The organism is Streptomyces alkaliphilus (assembly GCF_014141535.1).
Lineage (GTDB): Bacteria > Actinomycetota > Actinomycetes > Streptomycetales > Streptomycetaceae > Streptomyces > Streptomyces alkaliphilus.
Genome location: NZ_VKHT01000727.1, coordinates 1 through 2,683 on the forward strand (window position 1 = coordinate 1; position 2,683 = coordinate 2,683).

Below are 2,683 nucleotides of genomic sequence, written 5' to 3' on the forward strand. Positions count from 1 at the left end.
GGGGTGGGGGAGGGGAGCGCGACCCGGCGGCCGCGCAGGCCGGCGATCCCGGCGGAGAGGAAGAACTGCAGGACGGCGACGCCCGCGATGGTGGCGCCGGCGGCGGTGCCCAGGTGCCAGGAGAGCAGCAGGCCGATCACGGTCGCGGTGATCCCCAGCAGCGCGGCGCCCGCCATGACCGCCGGTACCCGACGGGCCCACGGCAGCGCGGCGGCGGGCGGCGCGATGAGCAGTCCGAAGACCAGCAGCGTGCCCACGACGTGGAAGGAGGCCACGATCGCGAGGGTGACCAGGCCGAGCATCGCGGCCCGGGCGAGGCGGGGCCGCAGTCCGAGGGTGTGTGCCTTGCGTTCGTCGAAGGAGAGGGCGACGAAGGCGCGGTGGCCGGCCAGGGAGATCAGTGCGGCGAGGAGGAGCGCGACGCCCAGGTGCCACAGGTCGCGTTCGCGGACCGCCAGCACGTCCCCGAAGAGGAAGCCGGTCAGGTCGACGGCGAAGGACCCGGAGCGGGAGACGATGATCACGCCCAGCGAGAGCATGCCGACGAACAACAGACCGATCGCGGTGTCCCGGGACAGGCGCGGGGAGTGCTCCAGGACGGTGACCCCCGCCGCCATGACCGCGGCGCCGGCCGCGGCCCCGAGCAGGAGGTTGCCACCCAGGAGGGAGGCGAGGGCCACGCCCGGCAGCATGCCGTGGGACATGGCGTCGCCCAGGAAGGCCATGCCGCGCAGCACGACCCAGGTGCCGGCGAGTGCGCAGATCAACGAGACCAGCACACCGCCCCACAGGGCGCGCTGCACGAAGGTCACCTCGAAGGGACCGACCAACCACTCCATGGCTGGACCGTACAATGAAAATCGTTTTCGATTCAACGTCAGGAGAGCGCCGTGCCCGGGACCCGACCGTCAGCGATCGAGCTGGAGAATCTCTCGGTGGTGCGCGGGCGACGCCTGGTGTTGTCCCAACTCAACGCGCGTATACCGAAGTTCGACATCACCACCGTCGTGGGTGGCAACGGCGCGGGGAAGTCCACCCTGCTCGGCGTCCTCGCCGGTGTGATCAACGTGACAGGCGGCACCCTCACCCGCGACGGCGTCGGCCGCGTCGCCCACGTGATGCAGCGCACCGACGTCCCCGACGCCCTGCCGCTCACCGTCCGCGAGACCGTGGCCATGGGACGCTGGGAACGCCTCGGTCCCTGGCGTCGCGCCCGGGCGGAGGACCGCCGACGGGTCGCGGAGACCATGGCCGAACTGGGGATCGAGGGCCTCGCCGACCGCCGCCTCGACGAGCTCTCCGGCGGGCAGCGCCAACGGACCCTGGTCGCCCAGGCCCTCGTCCAGGACGCCGACCTGCTCCTGCTCGACGAACCCACCACCGGCCTCGACGCCGCCGCCCGTGCCGACATCCTCGGTGTCCTCGACGCCCTGCCCGCCCGCGGGGTCACGGTCGTCCACGCCACCCACGACCCGGAGGCCGCCCATCGCGCCGGCCACTGCCTGGCCCTGGACGCCGGCGCCGTCGTCGCCGGGGGCACCCCGGCGGAGGTGCTCGGCCCCCGCCCCGGCTGACCGACGCTCAGGCCGGATCGAGGTGCTGTTCGGTCCAGATCGTCTTCCCCGCCGGCGTGTACCGGCTGCCCCACCGGTGGGCGATCTGGGCCACCAGGAAGAGCCCGCGCCCGCCCTCGTCGGCCGGTCGCGCCCGCCGCAGGTGCGGCTGCGTCTGGCTCGGATCCGACACCTCGCAGATCAGCCTGCGATCCCGGATCAGCCGCAGACCGATCGGGCCCCCCGCGTAACGGATCGCGTTCGTCACCAACTCGCTCACGATCAGCTCGGTGCCGAACACCAACTCCTCCGGCACCTCCCATGCCGCCAACCGCTCGGAGGTCAGCGTCCTGGCCCGCGCCACCACCCCGGGATCGGCCGGCAGCTCCCAGAACGCCGTGCAGTCCGCCGGCACCGCGCCCATGCGCGCCATCAGCAGTGCCAGGTCCTCCCGGCGGGGACGCTCGCGCAGCCGGGCCGCCATCCGCTCGCCCAGCTCGCGCAGCGGGAGGTTCCGGGTCACGGCCGCCCTCGCCCCCTCGCGCACCACCCGGGCGTCCCGGCCCGGGCCCTCGACGTCCTCCCCGGTGGGCACCTCACCCCCGGACCCGAAGTCGAGGGGGGCGCCGGAGCCGTCCCCGATGGCGACGGCGGTGATGGGATCGATGGAGGCCGCTTCCGAACCCCCGGGGGCGAGGACGGACCCGCCCGTCGGCAGGATGCCCTCCGCGGCCAGTGCCGCCGGGTCGCCGCTGGGGAACACCAATACGTCTCCCGGCTCCATCCGCAACTCCACCGGCTCGAAGGGCTCCCCGCCCGTGCCCAGCGGGGGCCCCGTCTGGAGCTTCACCTCCTCCGCGTCCGCCTCGCCCACCCGGCACAGCACCGGTGACGGGTGACCGGCCGCCGCGATCATGCACATCCGTTCGATCGGGTCGTACGTCGCGTACAGACAGGTGGCACCCAGCAGCGACCCCACGGGATCGTTCCGCTCCTCCTCCTCGCCGAACCGCACCACCAGATCGTCCAGGTGCGTCAGCAACTCGTCCGGCGGGGGGTCGAGGTCCGCGAGGGTCTGCACCGCGGACCGCAACCGTCCCATCGCCCCCGCCGCGTTCACGCCGTGACCC

The 2,683-nt window shown here is 73.6% G+C and carries 3 protein-coding genes; 1 reads left to right on the top strand and 2 read right to left on the bottom strand.

All coding sequences use genetic code 11. The features are described 5' to 3' along the window. The coding region (aztB, locus tag FNQ90_RS19010) for a zinc ABC transporter permease AztB (RefSeq protein ID WP_182607477.1) at positions 1 to 839 on the bottom strand (839 nt) is incomplete at its 3' end. 51 nt (positions 840 to 890) lie between these two features. Here aztB and aztA point away from each other — a divergent pair. After that, on the top strand, positions 891 to 1,574 hold the full coding sequence (aztA, locus tag FNQ90_RS19015) for a zinc ABC transporter ATP-binding protein AztA (RefSeq protein WP_323380071.1): 684 nt from the start codon (positions 891 to 893) through the stop codon (positions 1,572 to 1,574). A gap of 7 nt (positions 1,575 to 1,581) precedes the next feature. Here aztA and FNQ90_RS19020 read toward each other — a convergent pair. Next, positions 1,582 to 2,683 (bottom strand): ATP-binding SpoIIE family protein phosphatase (locus FNQ90_RS19020; RefSeq protein ID WP_228471391.1); only part of this gene is annotated, 1,102 nt, incomplete at its 5' end.